Source organism: Streptomyces sp. NPDC002144, from assembly GCF_053593695.1.
In genome coordinates, this window is sequence record NZ_JBSFDB010000003.1 from 294,376 (window position 1) to 313,820 (window position 19,445).

The 19,445-nt window shown below is 70.2% G+C and carries 15 protein-coding genes and 1 tRNA gene; 7 read left to right on the top strand and 9 right to left on the bottom strand.

Annotated elements, in window-relative coordinates; genetic code table 11:
* Window positions 1–90 precede the first annotated feature (90 nt).
* The 4 genes from ACWCQ1_RS06315 to ACWCQ1_RS06330 are packed head-to-tail and all read left to right on the top strand — an operon-like array spanning window position 91 to window position 4,371.
* Window positions 91–1,020, top strand: coding sequence for a branched-chain amino acid ABC transporter permease (locus ACWCQ1_RS06315; protein ID WP_451025963.1), 930 nt, complete (start codon window positions 91–93; stop codon window positions 1,018–1,020).
* Window positions 1,021–1,024: 4 nt separating this feature from the next.
* Entirely contained in the window at window positions 1,025–2,833 is a 1,809-nt protein-coding gene (locus ACWCQ1_RS06320) for a branched-chain amino acid ABC transporter permease (RefSeq protein ID WP_451025964.1), read from the top strand.
* 6 nt (window positions 2,834–2,839) lie between these two features.
* On the top strand, window positions 2,840–3,658 hold the full coding sequence (locus tag ACWCQ1_RS06325) for an ABC transporter ATP-binding protein (protein ID WP_133042761.1): 819 nt from the start codon (window positions 2,840–2,842) through the stop codon (window positions 3,656–3,658).
* Complete coding sequence (locus tag ACWCQ1_RS06330; RefSeq protein WP_133042762.1) at window positions 3,655–4,371, top strand: ABC transporter ATP-binding protein; 717 nt, start codon at window positions 3,655–3,657, stop codon at window positions 4,369–4,371. The genes ACWCQ1_RS06325 and ACWCQ1_RS06330 overlap by 4 nt, the downstream gene beginning before the upstream one ends.
* A gap of 73 nt (window positions 4,372–4,444) precedes the next feature.
* Here the strand turns inward: ACWCQ1_RS06330 and ACWCQ1_RS06335 are convergent, their stop codons facing one another.
* Window positions 4,445–5,101: an ANTAR domain-containing response regulator gene (locus ACWCQ1_RS06335; RefSeq protein ID WP_133042763.1), complete on the bottom strand. Its 657-nt coding sequence runs from the start codon at window positions 5,099–5,101 to the stop codon at window positions 4,445–4,447.
* 93 nt (window positions 5,102–5,194) lie between these two features.
* Here ACWCQ1_RS06335 and ACWCQ1_RS06340 point away from each other — a divergent pair.
* Both ACWCQ1_RS06340 and ACWCQ1_RS06345 read left to right on the top strand, forming a co-directional pair.
* Window positions 5,195–5,277, top strand: a tRNA-Leu gene (locus ACWCQ1_RS06340).
* An 87-nt stretch (window positions 5,278–5,364) separates the two neighbouring features.
* Window positions 5,365–6,153, top strand: coding sequence for a helix-turn-helix domain-containing protein (locus tag ACWCQ1_RS06345; protein WP_451025965.1), 789 nt, complete (start codon window positions 5,365–5,367; stop codon window positions 6,151–6,153).
* 10 nt (window positions 6,154–6,163) lie between these two features.
* On the opposite strand, the gene pyk is transcribed toward ACWCQ1_RS06345, so the two are convergent.
* Together pyk and ACWCQ1_RS06355 are read right to left on the bottom strand one after the other, a co-directional pair.
* A complete protein-coding gene (gene pyk, locus ACWCQ1_RS06350; protein ID WP_133042765.1) occupies window positions 6,164–7,600 on the bottom strand; it encodes a pyruvate kinase in 1,437 nt (478 codons plus the stop codon).
* Between the two features lie 163 nt (window positions 7,601–7,763).
* The gene (locus tag ACWCQ1_RS06355; protein ID WP_358595049.1) at window positions 7,764–8,483 is read right to left on the bottom strand and encodes an SIMPL domain-containing protein; all 720 of its coding nucleotides are present in this window, start codon (window positions 8,481–8,483) and stop codon (window positions 7,764–7,766) included.
* 149 nt (window positions 8,484–8,632) lie between these two features.
* On the opposite strand from ACWCQ1_RS06355, the gene ACWCQ1_RS06360 reads away from it, so the two are divergent.
* Entirely contained in the window at window positions 8,633–10,426 is a 1,794-nt protein-coding gene (locus ACWCQ1_RS06360) for a bifunctional metallophosphatase/5'-nucleotidase (RefSeq protein ID WP_451025966.1), read from the top strand.
* Window positions 10,427–10,436: 10 nt separating this feature from the next.
* On the opposite strand, the gene ACWCQ1_RS06365 is transcribed toward ACWCQ1_RS06360, so the two are convergent.
* The 6 genes from ACWCQ1_RS06365 to ACWCQ1_RS06390 form a co-directional block, all read right to left on the bottom strand.
* Window positions 10,437–11,585, bottom strand: a complete 1,149-nt coding sequence (locus ACWCQ1_RS06365) for a GDSL-type esterase/lipase family protein (protein ID WP_451025967.1) — start codon at window positions 11,583–11,585, stop codon at window positions 10,437–10,439.
* A 52-nt stretch (window positions 11,586–11,637) separates the two neighbouring features.
* Window positions 11,638–13,068: a lysine N(6)-hydroxylase/L-ornithine N(5)-oxygenase family protein gene (locus tag ACWCQ1_RS06370; protein WP_358595058.1), complete on the bottom strand. Its 1,431-nt coding sequence runs from the start codon at window positions 13,066–13,068 to the stop codon at window positions 11,638–11,640.
* Window positions 13,065–14,474 carry a pyridoxal phosphate-dependent decarboxylase family protein gene (locus tag ACWCQ1_RS06375; RefSeq protein ID WP_358595060.1) on the bottom strand — a complete coding sequence of 470 codons (1,410 nt, stop codon included), beginning with the start codon at window positions 14,472–14,474 and terminating at the stop codon, window positions 13,065–13,067. The genes ACWCQ1_RS06370 and ACWCQ1_RS06375 overlap by 4 nt, the downstream gene beginning before the upstream one ends.
* Before the next feature lie 1,394 nt (window positions 14,475–15,868).
* Window positions 15,869–18,355 (bottom strand): aminopeptidase N, encoded by a 2,487-nt coding sequence (gene pepN, locus ACWCQ1_RS06380; RefSeq protein WP_451025968.1) that lies wholly within the window; start codon window positions 18,353–18,355, stop codon window positions 15,869–15,871.
* A gap of 56 nt (window positions 18,356–18,411) precedes the next feature.
* Window positions 18,412–18,951: a response regulator gene (locus ACWCQ1_RS06385; protein ID WP_133042772.1), complete on the bottom strand. Its 540-nt coding sequence runs from the start codon at window positions 18,949–18,951 to the stop codon at window positions 18,412–18,414.
* Between the two features lie 140 nt (window positions 18,952–19,091).
* Window positions 19,092–19,442, bottom strand: coding sequence for a chorismate mutase (locus ACWCQ1_RS06390; RefSeq protein WP_133042773.1), 351 nt, complete (start codon window positions 19,440–19,442; stop codon window positions 19,092–19,094).
* Window positions 19,443–19,445: the final 3 nt, after the last annotated feature.

Here is a 19,445-nt window from a genome sequence, read left to right on the forward strand (position 1 = left end):
AAGGAGGACCCCGACCGCGCGGCCCGTTCTCACATTCACCCCAGGCACACGACCAGTGCATACGACCACCAGCGACATGGAGGCCATGCGGTGCACACTCTGCCGCAGCAGCTGGCCAACGGGCTGCTCCTAGGCTCGATGTACGGGCTGATCGCCATCGGCTACACGATGGTGTACGGCATCGTCCAGCTCATCAACTTCGCACACGGCGAGATCTTCATGACCGGGGCGTTCGGCGCCCTCACGGTCTACGCCTACATCCTGCCCGACGGCACCTCGATGTGGGCCGCAGTCCCCCTCATGCTGATCGGTGGTGGCATCGTCTCCGTCCTCGTCGCGGTCGGGGCCGAACGATTCGCCTACCGGCCGCTACGGCAAGCACCACGCCTCGCGCCCCTCATCACGGCCATCGGCCTCTCCCTGACCCTCCAGGAACTGGTCCGCAACTTCTACCCCGGCGCCGACAAGTCCCGCGCCTTCCCCAGCCTGGACGCCACCCACAGCATCGGCTCCGTCGACATCACCGACGCCGACATCTTCCTGGTCTGCGCAGCGATCGTCTGCATGTCCTCCCTCGCCTGGTTCGTCCGCAAGTCCCGCACCGGCCGCGCCATGCAGGCCACCGCCCAGGACCCGGACACCGCACAGCTCATGGGCATCGACACCAACCGCATCATCGTCGTCGCCTTCGCCATCGGCGGCTTCTTCGCCGCCGTCGCCGCACTGTCGTACGGCCTGAAGTACGGCAACATCGACTACCGCATGGGCTTCCTGATGGGCCTCAAGGCCTTCACCGCGGCCGTCATGGGCGGCATCGGCAACATCTACGGCGCCATGCTCGGCGGCGTCGTCCTCGGCATCGCCGAAACCCTGGCCTCCGCCTACATCAGCAACATCCCCGGCATGCAGCAGCTCGGCGGCCAGAGCTGGGCCAACGTCTGGGCCTTCGTACTCCTCATCCTCGTGCTCCTGTTCAGGCCACAAGGCCTGCTCGGCGAGCGCGTCGCGGACAGGGCGTGATGACATGACCGAGACCAAGACCCCCGCCACCCCGCCCTCGGACGCCACCCCCGCGACCGCGACCCGCGGCCTCATCGGCCTGCCCCTGCCGGCCGCCCGCGCCCTGCTCCTGCTCGGCGGCATCGCCACCGCGGCCTCCGCCTTCCTCGCCTGGACCTGGACCAGCGACTTCCCCGGCGACCTCACCGTCTACGGCTACCCCGGCGGCCTGCAGTGGATGACCTTCGTCGCCGGAGTCCTCACCGCCGTCTTCGCCCTCGCCTCCTACGGCATCCGCGGCCTTCGCTGGCTGCTGCCCGCCCGCAACAACGCACCCCTGGTCCTGACCGCCCTCGGCGGCTTCGGCGTCACCTGGTTCACCGCCATCGAGATCGCCGCCAAACTCGGCGGCCTCGCCAACTGGGAACCCGGCACCTACATCGCCCTCGTCGCCTCGCTCATCCCCGTCATCGGCGCCTTCGCCCTCCCACAGGAAGCCGACGAGACGACCAAGGAGACCCTCAAGGCGTACATCGCCAAGCCCGACGCGATCCCCGCGCCGCAGCCCGTCGCCCCCTGGATCCAGCGCCTGATCATCACCATCGTCGCCGCCGTCGGCCTCGGCGTCTTCGCCTACGGCATCGACACCCAGTACGGCGAGATCTTCATCGGCTTCCTCATCGTCCTCGTCTTCGCCATCTGGGCGCTGCACACCGCCGGTCTCCTCGACCGCTTCTCCGCCATGGTCGCCGAGAACCGCGGCTTCAGCCTCGCCATGGGCTTCGCCGCCGCGATCGCCTTCCCGCTCACCCAGACCGACGACCACTACGCCAACATCGGCGTCAACATCCTGATCTTCGGCACCGTCGCCCTGGGCCTGAACATCGTCGTCGGCCTCGCCGGCCTCCTCGACCTCGGCTACGTCGCCTTCCTCGGAGTCGGCGCCTACACCGCGGCCCTGGTCTCCGGCTCCGAGTTCTCCCGCTTCTCCGGCGTCCAGTTCCCCTTCTGGGCCGCCGCCCTCGCCGGCGCCGCCGCCTCCCTCATCTTCGGCGTGCTCATCGGCGCGCCCACCCTGCGGCTGCGCGGCGACTACCTGGCCATCGTGACCCTCGGCTTCGGAGAGATCTTCCGCCTCGCCGTCAACAACATGGACGGCGTCTCCGGCCCCGACATCACCAACGGCCCCAACGGCATCCCCTCCATCCCCGACCTGAAGCTCTTCGGCTTCAACTTCGGCGAAGCCCACGACCTCGGCAGCTTCACCATCGGCCGATTCGCCAACTACTACCTGCTGATGGTCCTGGTCATGGCCCTCGTCGTGACCGTCTACCAGCGCGCCGCCGACTCCCGCATCGGCCGCTCCTGGATCGCCATCCGCGAGGACGAGACCGCCGCCACCGCCATGGGCATCAACGGCTTCCGCGTCAAGCTCATCGCCTTCGCCCTCGGCGCCTCGCTCGCCGGCCTCGCCGGCACCGTCAGCGCCCACGTCACCTACAACGTCGTACCCAACCCCTACCAGTTCGCCGGCGCCGCCCCGCCCAACTCGGCCTTCCTGCTGGCCGCCGTCGTCCTCGGCGGCATGGGCACCGTCTCCGGCCCCATCCTCGGTGCCGCCCTGCTCTACCTGCTCCCGGAGAAGCTGGTCTTCCTCCAGGACAAGTCACTGCTCGCGTTCGGCATCGCACTCATCCTGCTGATGCGCTTCCGCCCCGAGGGCATCATCGCCAACCGCCGCCGCCAACTCGAATTCCACGAGACCGGCCAACTCGACGTACCAGAGACCACGACGCTGTCCGACGAACCGGCCGTCACCAAGGCAGGGGCGTAAAGAACCATGACGACACCTGTACTCGAAGCCCGCGACGTCACCATGCGCTTCGGCGGCCTCACCGCCGTCCGCTCGGTCGACTTCACGGTCAACAGCGGCGAGATCGTCGGCCTCATCGGCCCCAACGGCGCCGGCAAGACCACCTTCTTCAACTGCCTCACCGGGCTCTACGTCCCCACCGAAGGCAGCGTCTCCTACCAGGGCACCGTCCTGCCGCCCAAACCCCACCTGGTCACCAAGGCCGGCATCGCCCGCACCTTCCAGAACATCCGCCTCTTCGCCAACATGACGGTCCTCGAGAACGTCCTCGTCGGCCGCCACACCCGCACCAAGGAAGGCCTCTGGTCCGCCCTGCTGCGCGGCCCCGGCTTCAAGAAGGCGGAAAAGGCCAGCGAGACACGGGCCATGGAACTCCTGGAGTTCATCGGCCTCGCCCACAAACGCGACCACCTCGCACGCAACCTCCCCTACGGCGAGCAGCGCAAGCTGGAGATCGCGCGAGCCCTGGCCTCCGAACCCGGACTCCTCCTGCTCGACGAGCCCACCGCCGGCATGAACCCGCAGGAGACCCGGGCCACCGAAGAACTCGTCTTCGCCATCCGGGACATGGGCATCGCCGTCCTCGTCATCGAGCACGACATGCGCTTCATCTTCAACCTCTGCGACCGCGTCGCCGTGCTCGTCCAGGGCGAGAAGCTCGTCGAGGGCACCTCCGAGGTGGTCCAGGCCGACGAACGCGTCATCGCCGCCTACCTGGGCGAACCGTTCGACGGCGACCCCGGGGAGACCGAGGCCGCCGGCACCACCAAGGGAGACCCCCAGTGACCGCACTCCTGGAGGTCGAGGACCTCCACGTCGCCTACGGCAAGATCGAAGCCGTCAAGGGCATCTCCTTCTCCGTCGAGGCCGGCCAGGTCGTCACCCTCATCGGCACCAACGGCGCCGGCAAGACCACGACCCTGCGCACCCTCTCCGGACTGCTGAAGCCCAGCGCCGGCAAGATCACGTTCGACGGCAAGCCACTCACCGGCGTCGCCGCGCACAAGATCGTCGCCCTCGGCCTCGCCCACTCCCCCGAAGGCCGGCACATCTTCCCCCGGCTCACCATCGAGGAGAACCTCCAGCTCGGCGCCTTCCTCCGCAAGGACAAGGAAGGCATCGAGAAGGACATACAGCGCGCCTACGACCTCTTCCCCATCCTCGGAGAACGCCGCAGGCAGGCCGCCGGCACCCTCTCGGGCGGCGAGCAGCAGATGCTGGCCATGGGCCGCGCCCTGATGTCCCAGCCCAAGCTGCTGATGCTCGACGAACCCTCCATGGGTCTCTCCCCGATCATGATGCAGAAGATCATGGCGACCATCGTCGAGCTGAAGTCCCAGGGCACGACGATCCTGCTGGTCGAGCAGAACGCCCAGGCGGCGCTCTCGCTCGCCGACCACGGACACGTCATGGAGGTCGGCAACATCGTCCTGTCCGGCACCGGCCAGGACCTCCTGCACGACGAGTCGGTGCGCAAGGCGTACCTCGGCGAGGACTAGGCGCTCTGCGGCATACGAGAATGCCCGCGCCCCTGATCCCTCAGGGCCGCGGGCCTTCTGCTCTCCTGGGTTGTCAGCCCTTGGACGCCTTCTTCTCGTCCGCGTCCTGAATGACCGCCTCCGCAACCTGCTGCATCGACATCCGGCGGTCCATGGAGGTCTTCTGGATCCACCGGAACGCGGCCGGCTCGGTCAGCCCGTACTCCGTCTGCAGGATCGACTTCGCCCGGTCCACGAGCTTGCGGGTCTCCAGCCGGAGCGTGAGGTCAGCGATCTCCTTCTCCAGCTCCTTCAGCTCGGTGAACCGCGACACCGCCATCTCGATGGCCGGCACCACGTCGCTCTTGCTGAACGGCTTCACCAGATAGGCCATCGCACCGGCGTCACGGGCACGCTCGACGAGATCCCGCTGCGAGAAGGCGGTGAGCATCAGCACCGGGGCGATCCGCTCCTCGGCGATCTTCTCGGCGGCGGAGATGCCGTCCAGCTTGGGCATCTTCACATCGAGGATGACGAGGTCCGGCTTGTGCTCACGGGCGAGCTCGACGGCCTGCTCACCGTCGCCGGCCTCACCGACGACGCTGTAGCCCTCCTCCTCCAGCATCTCTTTGAGGTCGAGCCGGATCAGGGCCTCGTCCTCGGCGATGACGACACGGGTCGTCAGCGGAGGCACGTGCGACTTGTCGTCATCGGCCGCGTCTACGGGCTGGGGCGACTCGGGGGAGGTCACGGGGGCTCCTTGGTCAGGGCAGGGGTGGTGCTCCGAGAAGCGTACCTAGCTGCAGGTCCGCTTGGTCACCCGGTACACTCCTCAGGGTCACCAGCCGGGTTGGCGGAATGGCAGACGCTGATGTCTCAAACACATCTGTCCGAAAGGGCGTGCGGGTTCGAATCCCGCACCCGGCACTGTGGAACCTGAAGCGGAAGATCACCTTCGCGTGATCTTCCGCTTTCTGCTGCACGCGGCCACGATTGTTCACCCAGTGTGTCCGTATGAACTTTCACGGTACTGAGGTTCGACAACATGCGGTCACGCTCCTGAGGGACGGCATCAAGAACGCAGACGTCGCACGGGCACTCAACATTCCGGTCGGCACCATCAGCTACTGGAAGCACCTGGATCGCGCCAAGCGCGGAGAATGTCCGGGTGCCCGTAATCCGGCCTGCCCACGGTGTGACGGACGCCCCATGGATGTGACCGCCTACTCCTACCTGCTGGGTCAATACCTCGGGGACGGACACATCAGCCACTATGCGCACCATCGCGTGCCGAGCCTGATGATCGCCTGCGCCGACGCGTGGCCAGGTATTGCCAAGGAGACCGAGGCCGCGATGCGAGCCGTCTTCCCGGACAACCGCGTACATCGCCTGCAGCGCACCGGTTGCCAGAACATCAAGGTCTACTCCAAGCACCTGGCTTGCGTGTTCCCCCAGCACGGCCCCGGCAAGAAGCACCATCGTCCCATCGCCCTCGTACCCTGGCAGCAAGAGATCGTCGACGCGCACCCCTGGGAGTTCATCCGCGGTCTCATCCACTCCGACGGCTGCCGGATCACCAACTGGACGACCCGCCTCGTGGCCGGGGTGCGCAAGCGCTACGAATACCCCCGGTACTTCTTCTCCAACAAGTCCGACGACATCCGGAAACTTTTCACCGACACCCTCGCCAAGGTCGGCGTCGAGTGGACGACCCTCGCCCGCGGCAGCGACCCCTTCAACATCTCCGTCGCCAAGAAGGCCTCCGTAGCCCTCCTGGACGCCCACGTAGGCCCCAAGTACTGACCCCGCCCCCTTACTTCGGGCTGTCGTCCTCGCCGATGTGGTGGACGCGCACCATGTTCGTCGAGCCCGAGACCCCGGGGGGTGAGCCTGCCGTGATGACGACCACGTCGCCCTGCTCGCAGCGGCCGTACTTCAGCAGTAGCTCGTCCACCTGTTCGACCATCGCGTCCGTGGAGTCGACGTGCGGGCCGAGGAACGTCTCCGCGCCCCAGGTGAGGCTGAGCTGGGAGCGGGTGGACGGTTCGGGGGTGAAGGCCAGGAGGGGGATCGGGGAGCGGTAGCGGGAGAGGCGGCGGGCCGTGTCGCCGGACTGGGTGAAGGCGACCAGGAACTTCGCACCGAGGAAGTCGCCCATCTCGGCCGCCGCCCGGGCGACCGCGCCGCCCTGGGTGCGGGGTTTGTTGCTTTCGGTGAGGGGCGGCAGGCCCTTGGCGAGGATGTCTTCTTCCGCCGCTTCGACGATCTTCGCCATGGTGCGGACGGTCTCGATCGGGTACTTGCCGACGCTCGTCTCGCCGGACAGCATCACCGCGTCCGTGCCGTCGATCACCGCGTTCGCGACGTCGGAGGCCTCCGCGCGGGTCGGGCGGGAGTTGTCGATCATCGAGTCGAGCATCTGCGTCGCCACGATCACCGGCTTGGCGTTGCGCCGGGCGAGTTTGATCGCGCGTTTCTGGACGAACGGGACCTGTTCGAGGGGCATCTCCACGCCCAGGTCCCCGCGCGCGACCATGATGCCGTCGAAGGCGGCGACGATGTCGTCGATCGCGTCGACGGCCTGCGGCTTCTCCACTTTGGCGATGACGGGGAGCCGGCGTCCCTCCTCGTCCATGATGCGGTGCACGCCCTCGACGTCGCGGCCGCTGCGGACGAAGGACAGTGCGATGACGTCGAAGCCTGTGCGCAGCGCCCAGCGCAGGTCCGCCTCGTCCTTGTCGGAGAGGGCGGGGACGGAGACGGCGACGCCGGGGAGGTTGAGGCCCTTGTGGTCGGAGACCATGCCGCCTTCGACGACGGTGGTGTGGACGCGGGGTCCGTCGACCTCGGTGACCTCCAGGCAGACCTTGCCGTCGTCGACGAGGATGCGTTCGCCGGGGGTGACGTCGGCGGCGAGGCCGGAGTAGGTGGTTCCGCAGGTGTGGCCGTCGCCCTCGGCGCCTTCCTCGACGGTGATGGTGAAGCTGTCGCCGCGTTCAAGGAGTACGGGGCCTTCGGTGAAGCGGCCGAGGCGGATCTTCGGGCCCTGAAGGTCGGCGAGGAGTCCGACGCTGCGGCCGCTCTCGTCGGCGGCCTTGCGAACGCGCTGGTAGCGCTCCTCGTGCTCGGCGTGGCTGCCGTGGCTGAGGTTGAAGCGGGCGACGTCCATTCCGGCGTCGACCAGGGCTTTGATCTGGTCGTACGAGTCGGTGGCGGGGCCCAGAGTACAGACGATCTTTGCTCGGCGCATGATTCGAGCCTAGGCCTTACCGGCGGGTAGCGAATTGGACGGACATGACCACTCAACAACCGTTGGGTGAAGGGCTGTTGACAAGTATTGAATTGTGCGGGGGGCCGCTCCGATGAGCATTCGAACGGCCCGCGCGCACCGCGCCGATTTGCTCCAGTGATGGCTACAGCCGCGGCGGCAGCATGGTGAACCGGGCGTTGACGGTGGCGTTCACGTGCTGCCGCTGGGGTTCGAGGTCGAGCGCCGCGGGGGCGTCCTCGGTGGCCGCCCCGTAGGCCATGGAGCGCATGCGGCCGCCGGGTGCCTGGGGGTACGGCGGCGGTGCGCCCTCCGCTCCGACGTCGGCGAGTTCCACCAGCGCGGCCAGTGAGGTGCCGAGCGCCTCCGCGTACTCCCGCGCCCGTTGCACGGCCTCCCGCACCGCCTGCTGCCGGGCCTGGCGGTAGGCCGGCGAGTCGGGGCGCAGCGCCCACCAGGGGCCGTCGACGCGGGTGAGCTCGAGGTCGGCCAGTCGGGTGGTGAGTTCGCCCAGGGCGGTGAAGTCGGTCAGCTCGGCGGTGATGTGGACGCGTCCGTGGTAGGCGTGGACACGTTCGCCGCGGCCCTTCTCCTTCAGTTCGGGGCTGATGGAGAAGGCGCCGGTCTCCAGGTGTTCCACCGCGTCGCCGTAGCTCTTGACGAGGTCGAGGACGGTGGCGTTGCGCTGGGTGAGGTCGTCGAGGGCGGCGCGGCGGTCCCGGCCGCGGGAGGCGACGGTGACGCCGATGCGGGCGATTTCGGGGTCCACCTCGAGGCGGGCCTCGCCGCGGACGGCGATCCGGGGGGCGTCGGGGGTGCCGTAGGGGACGGCGGGCTGGGGAGCGTCCGGCGAAGGGGTGGTCATGCGGCCCACTCTGTCACTTCTCGGTCGATAACGGCCTGGGGAAGGGCGAGTTGAGTCATCAGATCGCAACCTGTGGGACCTGTTGCCGCTTGCCATGGCCGGGTCAGAATCTACGCGCGTCGTTGACCTTTTCCCGAGGAGATCCAGACATGCCCTTGAACCGCCGGAAGTTCCTGAAGAAGTCCGCCGCGACCGGAGCGGGCGTGGCGCTGGCGAGCGCGGTGGCGGCTCCGGCGGCCGAGGCCGCGCAGAAGCCCGCCCCTAGGCGGTACTCGCTGACCGTCATGGGCACGACCGACCTGCACGGGCACGTCTTCAACTGGGACTACTTCAAGGACGCGGAGTACTCCGACAAGGCCGGCAACGCGCAGGGCCTGGCCCGTGTCTCAACCCTGGTGAACCAGGTGCGCGCGGAGAAGGGCCGCTGCAACACGCTGCTGCTCGACGCGGGCGACACGATCCAGGGCACCCCGCTGACGTACTACTACGCGAAGGTGGACCCGATCACCGCGAAGGGCGGTCCGGTGCACCCGATGGCGCAGGCGATGAACGCGATCGGGTACGACGCGGCGGCGCTGGGCAACCACGAGTTCAACTACGGTCTGGAGACGCTGCGCGCCTTCGAGAAGCAGCTGCGTTTCCCGCTGCTGGGGGCGAACGCGCTGGACGCGAGGACGCAGAAGCCCGCTTTCCCGCCGTACATCATCAAGAAGTTCCACGTGCCGGGTCTTCCGCCGGTGAAGGTCGCGGTGCTCGGGCTCACCAATCCGGGTATCGCGATCTGGGACAAGGCGTATGTGCAGGGGAAGCTGGAGTTCCCGGGTCTTGAGGAGCAGGCGGCGAAGTGGGTGCCGAGGCTGAAGTCGATGGGCGCCGACGTGGTGGTCGTCTCCGCGCACAGCGGCTCCTCCGGCACCTCCTCCTACGGTGACCAGGTGCCGTACGTGGAGAACTCGGCGGCGCTGGTGGCGCAGCAGGTGCCGGACATCGACGCGATCCTGGTGGGCCACGCGCACGTGGAGATCCCGGAGTTGAAGGTCACCAACGCCACCACGGGCAGGACGGTGGTGCTCTCGGAGCCGCTGGCGTTCGCTGAGCGGCTGTCGGTCTTCGACGTCGAGCTGGTCTTCGCGAGGGGGCGCTGGACCGTGGAGTCGGTCTCGTCGAAGGTGCTGAACTCCAACACCGTGGCCGACGACCCGAAGATCACCAAGCTGCTGTCGGACGAGCACGCGAAGGTCGTCGAGTACGTCAACCAGGTCGTCGGCACGGCGACCGAGACGCTCACGACGGTCGAGGCCCGGTACAAGGACGCGCCGATCATCGACCTGATCACCAAGGTCCAGGAGGACGTGGTGAAGGCGGCGCTGGCGGGCACGTCGTACGCCTCGCTGCCCGTCGTCGCGCAGGCCTCCCCCTTCTCCCGCACCTCGGAGATCCCGGCCGGCAGGGTGACGATCCGGGATCTGTCGAGCCTGTACGTGTACGACAACACGCTGGTCGCCAAGCTGCTGACGGGTGCTCAGCTGCGGGCGTACCTGGAGTACTCGGCGGAGTACTTCGTGCAGACCGCGGCCGACGCGGTGGTGGACGTGGAGAAGCTGACCAACGCCGGCGGCCGCCCGGACTACAACTACGACTATGTGTCGGGTCTTTCGTACGACATCGACATCTCCCGGCCGGCCGGTTCGCGGATCGGGAACCTGACCTACGCCGGTGCCCCGCTGGACGACGCGCAGCAGTTCGTGCTGGCGGTGAACAACTACCGTGCCAACGGTGGCGGCGCGTTCCCGCATGTGGCGTCCGCGCGGGAGCTGTGGTCGGAGTCGACGGAGATCCGTACGCGGATCGCGGAGTGGGTGACGGCGAAGGGGGTGCTGGACCCGAAGGACTTCGCGTCGGTGGACTGGAAGCTGACCCGGGCCGGAACGCCCGTCTTCTGAACGCCGTGTTCTAGAGGTCCAGCAGGCTTACGTCGATGGCGTCGGCGATCGCTTTGGCGCCGGCGTCGTTGAGGTGGAGGCCGTCGCCGGCGTTGAACTCGGCGCGGATCCGGTCGGGTTCGTCCGGGTCGCCGACGGCGGCGGCGACGTCGACGACCGCGTCGAAGGGGTGGCCGTCGCCGAGCAGCCAGGCGTTGACCTCGCGGCGCACGGCCTGCCCGGCCTCGGTGTCGTAGCCGTCGTAGGCTGTGCCGCGGTAGGGGCCGATGGTGGAGCCGATGACGGTGAGCCCGGCCCGGTGCAGCCGGTCGGCGAGGGCGGTCAGGCCGGCGGTGAACTCGGCGGCGCTCGGGCCCTCCGCGGGGTCGGGGTAGGCGATGGTGCCGGGCAGGCCGAGGTCGTTGAGCCCGATGTGGATCAGGACGTGGCTGACGCCTGGGACGGCGAGGACGTCGTGGTCGATGCGGGACAGCAGGTGGTCGCCGATCTCGTCGCTGAGCAGACGGTTGCCGGAGATGCCCTGGTTGACGATCCAGCCGCGGGTGAGGCGGCGGCCGAGCTGGGAGGGGAAGCTGTTGTCGGTGCCGGGTGTGGTGAAGGCGCCCTCGATCCAGGAGTCGCCGAACGCGACGGCGATCCGGGTGCCCTCGGGGGCGAGGACGTCGACGCCGGTGAGGTAGTGACCGAGGGGCAACTCCTCCGCACCCTCCAGGGTTTCGGCGGACAGCTGGTCACCGGGGACGGCGTACCCGATGTCGTAGGGCACCGCGCTGTAGGTGCTCAGCCCGGTCTCGCCCGGCAGATGGAGGCTGACGGTCAGCTCCTCCCCCGCGCTGACGGGCAGTTCGACCGGATCGCTGACGATCTCCTCGCCCACGGGGACGTCGACCGTCCCGGCGCCGGAGAAACGCAGCGGGGTGTCGCTGGCGGGGTCGATGCCGCTGCCCCGGGTGCGGAAGGCGAGGCGGGCGCCGCCGATCCGCAGGGGCTCCTTGCCGTAGCGGTTGCTGAACCGCACTCGCAGCGCCTCGCCCCCTCCCGCGAGGCGCACCGACTGCCTGATGGTCTGCCCGCCGAAGCCGCGGGGTTCGAACAGGTGGAAGGCCTCGTACGGGTTGATGACGGCGGAGCGGTGGGCTGCGATCCAGGTGGTGGTCATGTGCGGAGCCAACACCGCCGCCGCCGGAGGTCTTCCTTCCCGGGCCGGTTGTTTACCTTCCCTCGACCAGCGGGGTGAGGACCTGGGCCGCCTGCCGGGCCTGCGGGATCTGCGGCTCGTGCGGTTCGAGTCCGAAGGTGGTGAAGGCCGTGCGGGCCGGCAGCGGATACGTCTCCTTCCCGGTGAGGGAGTTGAGGATGGTGGCGCTGCGCCAGGCGGCGAGGCCGAGGTCGGGGGTGCCGACGCCGTGGGTGTGGCGTTCGGCGTTCTGGACGTGGATCGCGCCGGTCACGGCGGGGTCGAGGACGAGGCGGAAGCGGTCGTCGACGCGGGGGCGCTCGCGGCTGTCGCGGCGCATGTAGGGGTCGAGGCCTGCCAGGAGGCTGTCGAGGGGGCGTTCGCGGTAGCCGGTGGCGAGGACGACGGCGTCGGTGGTGAGGCGGGAGCGGGTGTTCTGCTGGACGTGTTCCAGGTGGAGCTCGACCTTGGTCGTCGCGACACGGCCCGCGGTACGGACGCGGACGCCCGGGGTGAGGACGGCGTCGGGCCAGCCGCCGTGCAGGGTGCGGCGGTAGAGCTCGTCCTGGATGGCGGCGATGGTGTCGGCGTCGATGCCCTTGTGGAGCTGCCACTGGGTGGTGACGAGGCGGTCGCGGACGCCTTCGGGCAGGGCGTGGAAGTAGCGGGTGTAGTCGGGGGTGAAGTGTTCGAGGCCGAGCTTGGAGTACTCCATGGGCGCGAAGGCCTCGGTGCGGCCGAGCCAGTGCAGGCCCTCGCGGCCGACGGGGCGGGCGCGCAGCAGGTCGAGGAAGACCTCGGCGCCGGACTGTCCCGAGCCGATGACGGTGACGTGCCCGGCGGCGAGCAGACGGTCGCGGTGGGCGAGGTAGTCGGCGGCGTGCACGACGGGCACGGCGGGTGCCTCGACGAGCGGCTTGAGGGGTTCGGGGACGTAGGGTTCGCTGCCGATGCCGAGGACGACGTTCCGTGTGTAGGTACGGCCCAGGGCCTCGGCCTCGCCGTCCGCGTCGAGCTGGGTGAAGTCGACCTCGAAGACGTCGCGTTCGGGGTTCCAGCGGACGGCGTCGACCTGGTGGCGGAAGTGCAGGCCCGGGAGGTGGTCGGCGACCCAGCGGCAGTAGGCGTCGTACTCGGTGCGCTGGATGTGGAAGCGCTCGGCGAAGTAGAAGGGGAAGAGCCGGTCGCGGGCCTTGAGGTGGTTGAGGAAGGTCCAGGGGCTCGCGGGGTCGGCGAGGGTCACCAGGTCGGCGAGGAAGGGGACCTGGATGCGGGCGCCGTCGATGAGGAGACCGGGGTGCCAGTCGAAGCCGGGGCGCTGTTCGTAGAAGACGGTGTCGAGTTCGGCGAGGGGGTGGGCGAGGGCGGCGAGGGAGAGGTTGAAGGGGCCGATGCCGATGCCGACCAGGTCGCGGGGGGCGTCGGGCTCGCGGTGCGGGGGGTGGGGGTGGGGGGTGGTGCTCATCGGGGGGCGTTTCCTTCCGCGAGTTCTTCGACCGCTTTCAGGAGGGCGGCCAGGTCGGCGGGCCGGGTGTGGGGGTTGAGGACGGTCGCTTTGAGCCACAGCCGGCCGTGGTCGGGACGCGCCCGGCCGAGGACCGCGCGGCCGCGGTGGAGGAGTTCTCGGCGTACGGCGGCGACGGCGGCGTCGGTGGCGTGTGCGGGCCGGAACAGGACCGTGCTGATGACGGGCCGGTCGTACAGCTCGAAGCCGGGACGGTCGGCCACGAGGTCCGCGAACTCGTGTGCGGTGGCGCAGACCTGGTCGACCAGCGCGCCGAGGCCCGCGCGGCCGAGGGTCTTGAGCGTGACGGCGGTCTTGAGGACGTCGGGGCGGCGGCTGGTGCGCAGGGAGCGGCCGAGGAGGTCGGGCAGGCCGGCCTCGGTGTCGTCGTCGGCGTTGAGGTAGTCGGCGCGCTGGTGCAGTGCGGCGAGGTCGTCGGGCTCGCGGACGGCGAGGAGGCCGGCGGCGACCGGCTGCCAGCCGAGTTTGTGCAGGTCGAGGGTGACGGTGTGGGCCGCGTCCAGGCCGGTGAGCTTGTCGCGGTGCCGGTCGCTGAACAGCAGGCCTCCGCCGTAGGCGGCGTCGATGTGCAGCCGGGCGCGGTGGGCCCGGCACAGGGCGGCGATCTCGGGCAGGGGGTCGATGAGGCCCGCGTCGGTGGTGCCGGCGGTGGCGGCGACGAGGTGCGGTCCGGGGAGGGCGGCGAGGGCCGTGTCCAGGGCGGCGGGGTCGAGGACGCCCGCGGGGGCGGGGACGGTCAGGGGTTCGGGCAGCCCGAGCAGCCAGGCGGCGCGGGGCAGGGAGTGATGGGCGTTGGCCCCGACGACGAGCCGGACACCGGCGCCGAGGCTCTCCCGGGCGAGCAGCAGGGCGAGTTGGTTGGATTCGGTGCCGCCGGTGGTGACCAGGGCGTCGGGTGGGGGTGCCGTCGGTGTTCCGGTGCCGTGCGCCTGCCCGTATACCTCGGCGGCCAGCGCACGCGTCACCAGGGCTTCCAGTTCGGAGGCGGCCGGGGCCTGGTCCCAGGAGTCCAGGGACGGGTTGAGGGCGCTCGCGGCGAGGTCGGCGGCGGTGGCGAGCGCGAGCGGCGGGCAGTGCAGGTGTGCGGCGCACAGGGGGTCGGCCGGGTCGGCGGAGCCTTCGGCGAGGGCGTGGACGAGGGCGCGCAGGGCGTGGGGGTCGCCGTGCGGCGGCAGTACGTCGCCCACGGCGGCCCGCACCCGCTCGGCGACCGCGTCGGGCCCGCCGGCGGGCAGGGGTCCTCCGCGCGCCCGTGTGCCGTCGGCGAGCGCGCCGAGCACGGTGTCGAGCAACGGCCGCAGCGCGTCGGGGCCCTCCGGGCCCGAGGCGAGGCTCGGTGTGCTCATGGGTTCCTCCCGGGCACGCGTGCTGAGGGAGTTCCAGCTTGTACCTGGATGAGCGCGCGTACCCGAAAGGTTCAACGAGCGAAACCCGAAAGGGTGTCCCGGCGGGAGGGGACAGAGGGGTGGCGCGGGGTGGCGCCCGCGACGAACCCCACCACGGCGGTCCCCTTGGCACGGAAGCGCACGCCGCCCATCCCGGTGTGTGCGCTCCGCACCCGGACCACGCGCCACGTGCCCCGAGACGCGCCCCCAGCCCCGGGTCCCACGCCCTCTGCCCCGAGACGCGCTACCTGACCCTGGACCGGCGCCACCTGCCCCGGGACGCGTGACCGCAGCCCCGGAACACCTGCCACTTGGCCCTGAACCCACCACGACTCATGAATGCGCGCCGCCTGGCCGGCGATGAGCCCGGACCCACGATGCGCTCCCGCCCGGAGGTACGCGCCGCCCGGCCCTGAACGCGCCTCCGGCCCCGGGCCCCGCGCCACCTGCCCCAGGACGCGTACTCAGCCCCGGAACACCTGCCACTTGGCCCTGAACTCACTTCGATTCGTAAATGCGCGCTGCCTGGCCTTGCATCCGCCCCCGGCCAGCACGCGCCCCGGCACCGGGCTACGCGCCGCCCGGCCCTCAACGCGCCTCCGGCCCCGGCTACTCGCCACCTGCCCCAGGACGCGTACTCAGCCCCGGAACACGCACCACCTGACCTTGAGCCCACCTCGACTCGTAAATGCGCGCTGCCTGGCCTTGCATACGCCGCCGGCCAGCACGCGCCCCGGCACCGGGCTACGCGCCGCCCGGCCCTCAACGCGCCTCCGGCCCCGGCTACTCGCCACCTGCCCCAGGACGCGTACTCAGCCCCGGAACACGCACCACCTGACCTTGAGCCCACCTCGACTCGTGAATGCGCGCCGCCAGGCCTTGGATACGCCCCCAGCCCGGGCCGCGCTCCGGAAGGGGGTGCAGGTCGCCTTGCCCTGGACGCGCCTCTGGCCCAGGAGCACGCGTCCCTTGGCCCTGGATGCGCCCCGACTCCGAAGTACGCGCCCCCTCAGCCCTGCCGGCGCTTCGGCCCGAAGTGCGCCGCAGGATCAGGACGCGCCTCCAACTCCCGTGTGCGCGTCTCTGAGCCCTGGGCGCCCCCGGCCACGAAGCGACCGTCGCCAGGCCCGGCATCCACCCGCAACCTCGGAGTACGCCTCCCCTCAGCCCTGCCGGCGTTCCGGCCCCGACGTGCGCGCCGCCAGGTCCTGACGCTCTCCGGCTCCGGAGTGCGCGCCCCTCAGCCCTGCTGGCGCCCCGGTTACGAAGCGTCCGTCGCCTGGCCCTGGGGCGCGCCCCGGCAAGGGATGCGCCCCGCGACCAAGAATGCGCTCCCGACCCCGGAGCGGGCGCCCCTAGCCCTGGCGGACGCGCAGCGCTCGTGCCAGGTCGTCCAGTTGGTCCGCCAGTTTGCGGCGTAGGGCCGGGATCGGGTTTGCGTCGGTCAGGCAGGCCTCGCCGAGGCGGAGGGTTTCCTCGTCGACCGCGTGGGACGGGAACGCCCAGCGGCCGGCGGCGTCGGCCATGGCGGGGCCGCGGCGGGCGGCGACGGCGACCGCGTCGGCGTAATAGCGCGGCACGTACTGCCGTACCAGATCCGCTTGTTCGGGCTGCCAGAAGCCCTGGGCGGTGGCGATGAACAGGTAGTTGGAGAGGTCGTCGCGCCCGAACATCCCCTCCCAGGCCCGCGCCTTGGCCTCGGGGTCCGGCAGCGCGGCGCGGCAGCGGGCGGCGCCCTCCTGGCCGGTGGCGGAGGGGTCCCGCTCCAGTTCGGCGGCGATCGCGGCCTCGTCGGTGGCGCCGAGGACGGCGAGCCGGGCCAGCACGCGCCAGCGCAGCTCGGGGTCGAGCTCGGGGCCCCCGGGCACGGTGCCGTCCGCGAGCCAGGCGGCGATGGTGTCGGGCTGGGCGGCGACGTCGATGAAGTGGCGCACGGCGACCAGGCGCAGGCCGGGGTTGTCGCCGTCCTCGGTGCGGCGGATGAGGTCACGGCAGAGGGAGGTGAGCGTGGCGAGGGCGGCGGGGCGGCCCTCGGGGTCGGCGTAGCGGCCGGCGATCTGCGCGGAGGCGAAGGCGAGGACGCCCTGGACGACGGCGAGGTCGGTCTCGTGCGGGAGGTGGGTGCGGGCGGCCTGGAGGTAGGCGGCGGGCGGGAGTTCACCGTCGCGCACCGCGTCGCGCAGGGCGTTCCACACGACCGCGCGGGTGAGCGGCTCGGGCAGGCCGCAGAGGTTCGCGATGACCGTCTCGAAGGACTCGACGTCGAAGCGGACCTTGGCGTAGGTGAGGTCGCCGTCGTTCAGCAGGAGCAGGGCGGGGCGCTTGCCGAGGACGTGGGGCTCGCCCTGTGGGATGTCGAGGTCGAGGCGCTCGCGCAGCACCAGGTGGCGGCTCTCGTCGGCGACGTCCAGGTCGTAGACGCCGACGGCGATGCGGTGCGGACGGCTGCCGTTGTGCTCGACGGTGAGGGAGCGGGTGCCGTCGTCCGCGGCGGTGACCACGGGCGTGAGGGTGTCGACTCCGGTGGTGCGCAGCCAGGCGTCGGCCCAGGCGTGGACGTCGCGCTCGGTGGCGGAGGCGAGGGAGTCGATGAAGTCGGCGAGGGTGGCGTTGGCGAACCGGTGCCGGGCGAAGTGGGTGTTGATGCCGGCCAGGAAGTCCTTCTCGCCGAGCCAGGCGACGAGCTGGCGCAGTGCGGAGGCGCCCTTGGCGTAGGAGATGCCGTCGAAGTTGAGCAGCGCGGAGGCGGTGTCCTCGACGGCCTCGGGGGCCACGGGGTGGGTGGAGGGACGCTGGTCGGCGTCGTAGCCCCAGGCCTTGCGGGCGACGCCGAAGTCGGTCCATGTGTCGGTGAAGCGGGTCGCCTCGGTGAGGGTCTGGTAGCCCATGTACTCGGCGAAGGACTCGTTCAGCCAGATGTCGTCCCACCAGCGCAGGGTGACCAGGTCGCCGAACCACATGTGGGCCATCTCGTGGGCGATGACCATGGCACGGGTCTGGCGCTCGGTGTCGGTGACGGCGGAGCGGTAGACGAACTCGTCGCGGAAGGTGACGAGGCCGGGGTTCTCCATGGCGCCGGCGTTGAACTCGGGGACGAACGCCTGGTCGTAGGAGTCGAAGGGGTAGGGCTCGGCGAACTTCTCGTGGTAGCGGTCGTAGCACTGCCGGGTGATCTCGAACAGTTCGTCGGCGTCCGTGTCGAGGTAGGGGGCGAGCGAGCGGCGGCAGTGGATGCCGAAGGGCAGGCCGCGGTGTTCGGTGCGCACCGAGTGCCAGGGGCCGGCGGCGACGGCGACGAGGTAGGTGGAGATCAGCGGGGTGGACGCGGCCTTCCAGCGGCCGTCGCCGAGGTGCTCGGTGATGCCGTTGGCCAGGACGCTCCAGCCGTCGGGGGCCTTGACGGTGAGGTCGAAGACGGCCTTGAGGTCGGGCTGGTCGAAGGCGGCGAAGACGCGCTGGACGTCGTCCATGAACAGCTGGGTGTAGAGGTAGGTCTCGCCGTCGGTGGGGTCGGTGAAGCGGTGCATGCCCTCGCCGGTGCGGGAGTAGCGCATGGTGGCGTCGACGAGCAGTTCGTGTTCGCCGGCGGCGAGGCCGGTGAGGGGCAGGCGGTTGCCCTCGAAGGTGTCCAGGTCGAGGGCGTGGCCGTCGAGGAGCGCCTTGCGCAGTTCGGCCGGCTTGAGCTCGACGAAGGTGTCCGCGTCCGCGCGGGCCGTGAAGCGGATCACGGTACGGGACACGAAGATCTCGTCCCCGGCGGTCAGATCGAGGTCAATCGTGTAGCGGTGGACGTCGAGGAGCCTGGCACGGGTCTGCGCTTCGTCGCGCGTCAGTACGGACATGCTGGTAATGCTGCCCGATGCCACTGACACGGCACAGGGGCGGACCGTTACACGCCCTATGTCCGCTCCTGCGCCGGCGCGGTGTCACCGGTGTCCCGCTGTAGCGGAACCCTGGCGTCCGGGTGGGGCAGGGCCGGGCGGGCGGCGGGGCCCGGCATGCCGTTGCCCTTGACCAGGGCGCGCAGGTCGCGGATCTCCTGTTCCAGGGCGAGGCTGCGGCGGTGGGCGTCGTAGAGGTAGCGGACCTTGGTGCGCAGCGCCCAGGGGTCGATGGGCTTCGTGATCAGGTCGGCGACGCCGAGGCCGAAGGCCGTGGCGGTCAGTTCGTGGTCGAGCCCGAATCCGGTGAGCAGGATGACCGGTATGTGCTGGGTCTGCTCGACGCGGCGCATGTAGCGCACCACTTCCAGACCGCCGACGCCGGGCATGCGGACGTCGAGCAGCAGGAGTCCGACCTGCCCGCGGAGCACCTGCTTGAGCGCCTGGTCGCCGCTGGTGGCGCGGCCCAGCAGATAGCCCAGCGGGGCCAGGGCGCTCTCCAGCGCGTACAGCGTGTCCTCGTGGTCGTCGACGATGAGGATCTTGGCATCCGGCATGGCCCGACGTCCCTCCCGCGTGGACAACCAGCTTATGACCGGAGCGCTGACACGGTGTGCCCGTCAGCTGACAAGGAGTGCACAGCGCAGCATGCCCCCTGCGGGCTCCGCTGTCACCTCCCCCGCGGTGTCGACCGAGGTCAATTCGCCGTTTTCGCGGAGCCGTTCACGGTGTCCTCCGCGATGCGTTCGTGGTGGCGGATCACCTCGGCGATGATGAAATTCAGGAACTTCTCAGCGAACGCCGGGTCGAGTTTGGCGCTTTCGGCCAGGCCGCGCAGGCGCTCGATCTGCCGGGCCTCGCGGGCCGGGTCGGCGGGCGGCAGCTGGTGGACGGCCTTGAGCCGGCCGACCTGCTGGGTGCACTTGAAGCGCTCGGCGAGCATGTGGACGACGGCCGCGTCGATGTTGTCGATGCTGTCGCGCAGCCGGGCGAGTTCCTCGCGGACGGCGGGGTCGATCTCGCCGGACGCGTTGTTGCTGGTGGTCATGGG

What these genes read in the sequence shown, in the direction of transcription:
- ACWCQ1_RS06320 (WP_451025964.1), top strand. Translation starts at nt 1,025, where the DNA reads ATGACCGAGACCAAGACCCCCGCCACCCCGCCCTCGGACGCCACCCCC.
- ACWCQ1_RS06325 (WP_133042761.1), top strand. Translation starts at nt 2,840, where the DNA reads ATGACGACACCTGTACTCGAAGCCCGCGACGTCACCATGCGCTTCGGC.
- ACWCQ1_RS06345 (WP_451025965.1), top strand. Translation starts at nt 5,365, where the DNA reads ATGAACTTTCACGGTACTGAGGTTCGACAACATGCGGTCACGCTCCTG.
- pyk (WP_133042765.1), bottom strand. Translation starts at nt 7,600, where the DNA reads ATGCGCCGAGCAAAGATCGTCTGTACTCTGGGCCCCGCCACCGACTCG.
- ACWCQ1_RS06355 (WP_358595049.1), bottom strand. Translation starts at nt 8,483, where the DNA reads ATGACCACCCCTTCGCCGGACGCTCCCCAGCCCGCCGTCCCCTACGGC.
- ACWCQ1_RS06360 (WP_451025966.1), top strand. Translation starts at nt 8,633, where the DNA reads ATGCCCTTGAACCGCCGGAAGTTCCTGAAGAAGTCCGCCGCGACCGGA.
- ACWCQ1_RS06365 (WP_451025967.1), bottom strand. Translation starts at nt 11,585, where the DNA reads ATGACCACCACCTGGATCGCAGCCCACCGCTCCGCCGTCATCAACCCG.
- ACWCQ1_RS06370 (WP_358595058.1), bottom strand. Translation starts at nt 13,068, where the DNA reads ATGAGCACCACCCCCCACCCCCACCCCCCGCACCGCGAGCCCGACGCC.
- ACWCQ1_RS06375 (WP_358595060.1), bottom strand. Translation starts at nt 14,474, where the DNA reads ATGAGCACACCGAGCCTCGCCTCGGGCCCGGAGGGCCCCGACGCGCTG.
- pepN (WP_451025968.1), bottom strand. Translation starts at nt 18,355, where the DNA reads ATGTCCGTACTGACGCGCGACGAAGCGCAGACCCGTGCCAGGCTCCTC.
- ACWCQ1_RS06385 (WP_133042772.1), bottom strand. Translation starts at nt 18,951, where the DNA reads ATGCCGGATGCCAAGATCCTCATCGTCGACGACCACGAGGACACGCTG.
- ACWCQ1_RS06390 (WP_133042773.1), bottom strand. Translation starts at nt 19,442, where the DNA reads ATGACCACCAGCAACAACGCGTCCGGCGAGATCGACCCCGCCGTCCGC.